The following is a 7,403-nucleotide window of genomic DNA, read 5'->3' as shown; positions in this document are numbered from 1 at the left end:
ACCTTTTCGCCCCTCGGCGACAGACTTTGAAGGATCAAAGTAACCAAAGTCCTGGCTCCGTTTCCGGCCCGACTACGAAAAGCATTTCTTTTGAGCGGTAATTGGAAGGTACGACGCTGATGAGCATCGGGGATATGTGACGCAGAGCGTCACGAACGGCATGCCGACGCGGAGCATCGGCACGATAGTCCAGAGGCATGACTCGAGTTCAACTGAGAGCGCAAATCAGCCTTACTCGAACTCCTGACGGTTCTCCGGAGTAATCAGTCTGAACGGGACCCAGATCACCGGGGAGGCCAGGGGTTCGCCACGGGCCATGCTCAGCGCTGCGTCTACTGCGCCGTTGGCCTGGCCGACGGCGTCCTGGAACACGCTCACGGCCATTTTGCCTTCGGCCATGAGTTTCAAGCCGTCCGGGGTGCCGTCGATGCCGCCCACCAAGTAGTTTTTGGCATTTTTGCCGGCTTTTTCCAGCCCCATGATTGCGCCAATCGCCATCTCATCGTTGTTGGCCGCGACGACAGAGAAGTCCACGCCCTGGTTTATCCAGTCAATCACGATGGTCGCGGCCTGACTGCGCTCCCAGTTGCCGATTTTCTTTTGCACCACTTTCATGTTCGGGTATTTGGCGACCACTTTTTCCACGTCTTCGGTGCGCATCACCGATGACTTGTTACTCGGATCGCCAACGAGTATCACCACATTGCCTTTGTAATCGGCCCGCCGTGCCAGTTCTTCCATTTGCAACGTGCCGGACTCAAGCTCGTCGGAACCCACGAATGCGGTCTGCGCAGGCCATTTGGCCGGCTCGGGGTTACGGTTGACGAATACCAGCGGGATTTTCGCCTCGCTGGCCAGACGCATCATCTCAGGCGCGCTCTTGCCATTGACCATCGCGACAACGATGGCGTCGACCTTCGAGTTGACCAGATTGCGGAACTGGCGCATCTGCAGCTCTACATCGTCCTGACCGTTTTCAATAAAAATGTCGGCGTCCATCAACGCCACCTGTTTCTCCACCCCATGGCGCAGGATGGTCTGAAAGTTGTCGTTGAATTTGGCCATGCCCACGCCCACCAAGGGGGTGCTGGCATGCGTCAAGCCGGCGAAGAGCAAGCACGCGCTCAGGGAAATCGTTAACCATTGCTTCATGTTCTGACTCCCGAGCGTTAAACGCTGAAATGATGGAGCAGCTCGCGCTGATCTTTGGCCATTTTCGACAATTCCTGGCTGCTGCTGGCAGACTGTACGGCGCCGTCGGCCGCCTGCTGGGCAGAGTCATTGATGTGCGTGACCATGCGGCTGGTTTCCTGCACGGTTGCGCTTTGCTGCTCGGTGGCAGCGGCAATCTGGATATTCATGTCGCGAATCGTGCCCACGGCCTCACCCATTTCCACCAGTAATTCGTCTGCACCCGACGCCAGCGTCACGCAGTGGTCGGACTGGATCTGACTCTCGTTCATCACCTGTACCGCCGAGTGAATCCTGCTCTGCATCTGGCCGATCATTTCCTGAATCTCGCTGGTAGACGTCTGCGTGCGACTGGCCAACGAGCGCACTTCGTCGGCAACCACCGCAAAGCCCCTGCCCTGCTCGCCGGCACGCGCCGCCTCGATGGCGGCATTGAGCGCCAACAGATTGGTCTGCTCGGCAATGGTACGAATCGCGTCGACGATACCGTCGATGTTCTGCCCGTATTTCTGCAGCTCGTCAGTCGCCGCCGACGCCTTGTTGACCTGCTCGGCCTGCTGGCGAATATTGACGATGGTTTCCGCTACCCGTTTCTGCACCTTGTCGGTCAGTTCGCTGGTGTTGTCGACCGCACTGCGCGTGTCCTGAGCGCGACGGGCGACTTCCTCCACCGTGCTTTCCATCTCGTTCATCGCCGATGCAGCTGAATGCAGGCGGTCTTTCTGCTCGTCCACCACGCGGGTGGTCTGCTCGCTGATCTGCGCGTTCTGGCTGGCGGTCAGGGCTAGGGAGTCGGCAGAGCCGATCAGCTCGCGGAACGTCTGCTGCAACGATTGGGTGAATTCGTTCAGATAACCGCCCAGCTCGCCAAACTCGTCCCGCCGGCTGACATCGAAACGCACGCGCATGTCACCGGTGCTGAGGATCTTGAGCACTTCGCGGAAAGCGGCCAGCGGACGTCTCAGGCTGAAAGCGACCCAGGTGCCGATGATTGCCGCAGCCAGTACCGCCAGCAGACAGGCGATCAGCAGCAGGCTCAGGCTGGTGGCGATGGTCGAATCAGCCCCGGCCTTGGCCTCATCAGCGACTGCCAGTGACTGATTGCCGAACTCACCGATCTTGTCCAGCGTTGCCTGAAGACGGGCATCGGCGGCCTGACGCTGTTTGCCGACCTGCCCGGCCAGCGCTGCCTCCTGACGGTAGGCCTGATAAACGCCATCAGTTCCGGTCAGGTCGTTGAGCAGACGGTTGACCATCACACCGGCAATACGCCCGGCGCGCGGGTCGACTGCCGTCAGCTCACGCGCCCGAGTGCTGATCACCTCGTCCTGCAGGTTGAGCAGCCGCTGCAAAGTCTGAATATCCGGCGTGGCCGAATGGGCAGCCAGGCCCTCGTAGGATTTGCCGACTTCCAGCAACAGCTTTTCCGCCGCCGCCACGTTATCGAGAGAACCGGCGCTGCGTTCACGGGCAATATAGTCCCGAAGGTAGCCGGTCAGCTGTGCGCCCTGGCTGCTGCTGTAGCCCTGCAGCGTTCTGGCCTGAAGCACCTGCAGTACGTGCTGGCGATGACTGGCAATCAGCGTCTGCGCCTGTTCAGCGTAAGCGGCACTCAGCTGACGCTCCTGATTCAGGTTTTCGCGCAGTCCGGCACGATCACCTATATACGCAGGCACGCTGTCCAGCAGTTGATTGAACCGCGCCATGCTGTCATTGAAGGGCTGTTTGCCGTCGTCGATCTGTTTGGGATCGGTGCTGACCAGCACACCAAGCAGCGCCTGGTTGGCGCGCAACACATGCACGTAAAGCTCACTCGCGGCCCGGCTCAGGGGCGCAGATTGACCCGTGATGATGCTGATGCGTTCGCTGATCGAATGCGTGCTCTGATAGCTGATACCTGCCATGGCAAGCAGCAACACAACCAGCACGGCAAATCCACCAGTCACTCGCTGAAGAATGGTCATGGCTATCCTCTTTTGTTTTTATTGCGCCGACGCTGATTCAGGACCGCGTGGGATCCTGAAAATGATCGGAGCTCAAATGAGGATGTCGGCCATAGCGAGGGCGACTTGAGGCAGCGTTCACACTATTTTGTACATTTTTGTATGAAACAGCCGCCAGTGAAAAGGGCTGCCCGACCCGACGGTCACGCAGCCCTCTGTTTACAGGCAGTCAGCGGAAATGACGGGTGACTGCGTCCGGGGCGTCCGGCACATCCATGTTGATCTTGCGCCACGCTGCCTGAGCGAAGCTGTACACCGAAAAGGCGATCAGCCCCAGCGCCACGATCAGCAAAACCAGCCCGCCAGCAGGCAGTTCCTGCAAACCGTTGAGCGCGTCTTTCATACCCGGCGGGTGCATGGCCTGATAGCTGGAACCGCTGACGGCCAGCAACACGGCGATTTCAATGAAGGCCACACCGCGAGCGATAAGACCGAAGCGTGATACCGGGCGCACGTACTTCATGACGTCTTCGTCAGCCTCGAAATATTTCTCGAACGACGCTTTATAGCCCTTGATGATGTGCACGATACCCAGCCCCAGTGGTATCAGAGCAACCACGTAGACCAGCAGGTTGGAGTGATCCCACGACAGAATCGAAGCCAGCAGGTCTTTGGTCTGACTGCCGCCCGAGCCACCCGAGCTTTTCAGCCCGCTGATCAGCAGGCCGAGCGCGAAAAACGCCAGCGCGCCGTAAGTGAAACCGCCCACCAGCAGACCGCCACGAATCACCAGGCCTTTGAGCTCGCGACCATGATGGTCGACATCCCGCGTGGCTTGCAGCACACGCCAGGCCGCGAAGGCCAGCAACCCCACGACGACCAGCCCGACCAGCACGTTTCCGAACGGCTGACTCAACAACGCCTCAAGGCTGCTGTGGCTGTCAGCCGGTTGTGATGAGCCCTGCGCGGCCAGAACGGCAAACAGGCCAATAATCAGATAAACCACACCACGCGCGGCATAACCGCCTCGTGCAAGCAATACCAGTCCACGTTGCGCCGACATAAATAAAGATCCCTGAGAGTAATGACAAGCAACAGACCGGACACGTTCTCAGGGGTTCGACTCAATTGACGGCGCGCACGCTGCATGTCGTTAATTGACGTTGTCGTTCAAGCGAGCGTCGCCCCACACTCTGCTGGCGACATCGGGCAAATTGAAAGGCTTTCCTCCGGGTCTGTCGGCTGATTGACAGGTTTTCGCCTTGGGGCCCGAATTGACAATCAGGTATCGTACGCACCTATTCCTTCCTCACTCCCAGGTCTACGATGCCCTCAAGCAAACGCGAGCAGGCCCACACCGAGCGCCGCTTGGTCACCGCGCTGACCCAAGCTTGCGAAACCGCCAAGTCTGAACTGCCTGGCTTCTGCTGGCTGACTCATGAAGTCGATTACGCCGCATTCCCTGCCAGCCTGCAGGTGGTCTGGGTGTTCGATACGCTGGCAAACAAGCATGCAGCGCTGGCCTGCGCGATGGATGGGCGCATGATCGAGCTGACCCGAGAGGCATTTGACGAGGCGCAGGTGAATATCGCGAATGTGTCGGCACATGTGCATGTCGATTCTGAAGAGGAATGCCTGCGCGAGAATGGCGGCGACTGGCAGCAACGCATCAGGCGCAAATACTCGAAGCGAGGTTGACCATGGCAAAAGACATCGAAAACCCGTGCATTTCCGTATGCCAGCTCAGCGGCGATCTGTGTGTCAGTTGCGGACGCACCAAAGATGACATCCGCAAATGGAAGCGCATGAAACGCCCGGAGAAAATGGCCGCCGTGCAACGCGCCAGCCAGCGTATGAAAAGCCTGCAGAAAAAGAGTATCTGAGGCCTGAAAGTTTCATCTCTGACGGGAAACTTCTCGAAAACAGCCCGGGTCAGAAATGTCGTGACTCGGCTGCATGGAGTCTGACGAATTACGGGAATGCCGCCCTTGGCCAGTCATGCAGATCGCCGCAATACCCTTTCACTGGACAGCCTGAATTTTTTCCTCGCCGACGTGCGCGATGGCTTGGGGCCTTATCTGGCGATTTACCTGCTTGCGGTTCACAAATGGGACCCGGCCAGCATCGGCGTGGTCATGACCATTGCGGGCATTGCGGGGCTGCTGACCCAGACGCCCGCAGGTGCCTTGATCGACCGCACACCTTACAAGCGCGCGATGATCGGCGTGGCGGCGTTGCTGGTGACCCTGAGCTGTCTGATCCTGCCGTTCACCTCCTCATTTACCCTCGTTGCCCTGACCCAGGCGCTGAGCAGCGTCGCGGCCTCGGTATTCGCACCGGCTATCGCGGCTATTTCGCTGGGCATTACCGGACCCAGAGCATTTACCCGACGCACCGGCCGCAACGAGACCTTCAATCATGCGGGCAACGCCTGCGCAGCCTTGCTGGCGGGCGGATTTGCCTACCTGTTTGGCCCGATCGCAGTGTTTTACCTCATGGCCGCGATGGCGCTGGCGAGCATGGTAGCGATCAGTTTTGTCTCCGCCGACGCCATCGATCATGACGTTGCCCGAGGCTTCGATGCCAGTCACGACGCCAGCGGTCATCAACCGTCCGGGTTTGCGGCGCTGCTGAGCAACAAGCCCTTGCTGATGTTCGGTATCTGCTGCGCGCTGTTCCATCTGGCCAACGCAGCGATGCTGCCGCTGGTGAGTCAGAAGCTTTCGCAGATCAACATGCAGATGGCGACGCCGCTGACCTCGGCGTGCATTGTCGCTGCGCAGCTGGTCATGGTTCCTGCGGCGCTGCTGGTGGGGATGAAAGCCGATGTTTGGGGGCGCAAGCCGTTGCTGCTGGCCGGTTTTCTGTTTCTCCCGATTCGCGGCGTGCTCTATACCCTGTCCGATGATCCGTACTGGTTGGTAGCGGTGCAGATGCTCGACGGCATAGGCGCAGGTTTGTTCGGCGCTTTGTTCCCGTTGATGGTCAAGGACCTCACCCAGGGCAGCGGACGCTTCAACGTCAGCCTCGGCGCGCTGTCGACGATGTTCGGACTGGGCGCGGCGTTGAGCAACAGTCTGGCTGGTTTCGTGGTGCATGCGGCCGGGTACAGCGCAGCATTTCTGACCCTTGCGGCGGTGGCGGCGGTGGCGTTCTGTTTGCTGCTGGTGGCAGTGCCGGAGACGCTTACGCGGTCGGATCATGCGCCTGAGCTCAAGCCGGATCATGCCGTGAATACGTGAAGCTGTTCACTCCAGCGTGAGCGCACGCACCTGCCAGTCGCCGTGCTGGCAGGTTGCGATAACCAGCCCGCTTCCTGCGTCGTCCAGCCCGCCGATCCAACACCCTGCCTCGTCCCACAGACCGCTGCGCCCCGCTGACTGCCAACCGCCGGTAGGCCCGCCGTGATTGGCCATCAGCACTGGCAACCTATGGCACCGGGCATGCCCTGCGAGCAACTCTGAATCATGAGCGTAGCCACCTGGTGATATCAGCACGCTTGCGGCGTACACCCAGGCACCGCCCCGCGAGAGGCGCTGTACATGCTCGGGATGGCTGAAATCGGCGCAGGTGCACAAGCCGATTCGATGCTGATTGAACGGCAGATAGCAGTCTTCACTCCCCGGACTGAAGACTGCATCTTCTCCGGGGTGCAGGTATTGTTTGGCGTAGGCAATGACTTCGCCATGCGCGGTAAACGTCAGCGCGCCAATTTCAATGCTGCCATTGGGTCCTTTGAGGGGTACGCCAACCGTGGTCATCAGTTGCAAGTGCATCGCTAGTGCACGGATCGGCTCCAGGCATGCATCGTTCGGCGATAGTGCCAGTTCGTGAGCGAGATCAGGCTCGTAGCCGGTCAGCGATAGCTCGGGAAACAGCAGGTAATCCGCACCCAGGTCAGCGGCACGCTGCATGAACGCCAGATGTCCGGCAAGATTGTGCTTGAGCTCGCCTCTGATCGAACAGAATTGAGCAGCGGCCAGCGTCGGTGAGGTCATCTGATTGTCCATAAGGCCATTGAGTTCGGTGGGGCGTGCATCATAGGGGTTTGATGATTCGTGCGGATCGGAATGTGTTGAGAATGGGCATGACAGTGACAAGTTCTGATGTGCCGTTTTTGATTATCGCGCACTCCGCCTCGGTACGCCGTTCTGGACGCTCTGCGTCCGATCTTGAGTGTGCTGCAGATCTGTGACGCTTTGCGCAACACAGCGGTTCTGCGATGTCAGTTGGATATGTTTACGGCTCAAGGCACCTTTTCGCCCCTCG

Annotated in this window: 7 protein-coding genes; 3 read left to right on the top strand and 4 right to left on the bottom strand. The window is 59.4% G+C overall.

Annotated features, from left to right (window positions below):
• Window positions 1–231: 231 nt before the first annotated feature.
• The 3 genes from ABJ99_RS18090 to ABJ99_RS18080 all read right to left on the bottom strand — a co-directional run bounded on the left by ABJ99_RS18090 (window position 232) and on the right by ABJ99_RS18080 (window position 4,197).
• Window positions 232–1,152, bottom strand: coding sequence for a substrate-binding domain-containing protein (locus tag ABJ99_RS18090; RefSeq protein ID WP_054086986.1), 921 nt, complete (start codon window positions 1,150–1,152; stop codon window positions 232–234).
• A gap of 17 nt (window positions 1,153–1,169) precedes the next feature.
• Window positions 1,170–3,155: a methyl-accepting chemotaxis protein gene (locus ABJ99_RS30055; protein ID WP_054086985.1), complete on the bottom strand. Its 1,986-nt coding sequence runs from the start codon at window positions 3,153–3,155 to the stop codon at window positions 1,170–1,172.
• A 208-nt stretch (window positions 3,156–3,363) separates the two neighbouring features.
• Window positions 3,364–4,197: a DUF1206 domain-containing protein gene (locus ABJ99_RS18080; RefSeq protein WP_054086984.1), complete on the bottom strand. Its 834-nt coding sequence runs from the start codon at window positions 4,195–4,197 to the stop codon at window positions 3,364–3,366.
• A 263-nt stretch (window positions 4,198–4,460) separates the two neighbouring features.
• Here ABJ99_RS18080 and ABJ99_RS18075 point away from each other — a divergent pair, with 263 nt between their 5' ends.
• From ABJ99_RS18075 to ABJ99_RS18065, 3 genes are all read left to right on the top strand, one after another.
• Window positions 4,461–4,832 carry a hypothetical protein gene (locus tag ABJ99_RS18075; RefSeq protein ID WP_054086983.1) on the top strand — a complete coding sequence of 124 codons (372 nt, stop codon included), beginning with the start codon at window positions 4,461–4,463 and terminating at the stop codon, window positions 4,830–4,832.
• 2 nt (window positions 4,833–4,834) lie between these two features.
• Window positions 4,835–5,017 carry a DUF1289 domain-containing protein gene (locus tag ABJ99_RS18070; RefSeq protein ID WP_005893397.1) on the top strand — a complete coding sequence of 61 codons (183 nt, stop codon included), beginning with the start codon at window positions 4,835–4,837 and terminating at the stop codon, window positions 5,015–5,017.
• Window positions 5,018–5,122: 105 nt separating this feature from the next.
• The gene (locus ABJ99_RS18065; protein WP_054087083.1) at window positions 5,123–6,376 is read left to right on the top strand and encodes an MFS transporter; all 1,254 of its coding nucleotides are present in this window, start codon (window positions 5,123–5,125) and stop codon (window positions 6,374–6,376) included.
• 6 nt (window positions 6,377–6,382) lie between these two features.
• Here ABJ99_RS18065 and ABJ99_RS18060 read toward each other — a convergent pair whose 3' ends face one another.
• The gene (locus ABJ99_RS18060) at window positions 6,383–7,132 is read right to left on the bottom strand and encodes a carbon-nitrogen hydrolase family protein (RefSeq protein ID WP_054087082.1); all 750 of its coding nucleotides are present in this window, start codon (window positions 7,130–7,132) and stop codon (window positions 6,383–6,385) included.
• Window positions 7,133–7,403 lie beyond the last annotated feature (271 nt).

It is taken from the genome of Pseudomonas syringae pv. cilantro, from assembly GCF_001293775.1.
GTDB lineage: Bacteria > Pseudomonadota > Gammaproteobacteria > Pseudomonadales > Pseudomonadaceae > Aquipseudomonas > Aquipseudomonas syringae_P.
Note: the sequence above shows the minus strand (reverse complement) of the source record. Positions and strands in the feature narration are given on the sequence as shown.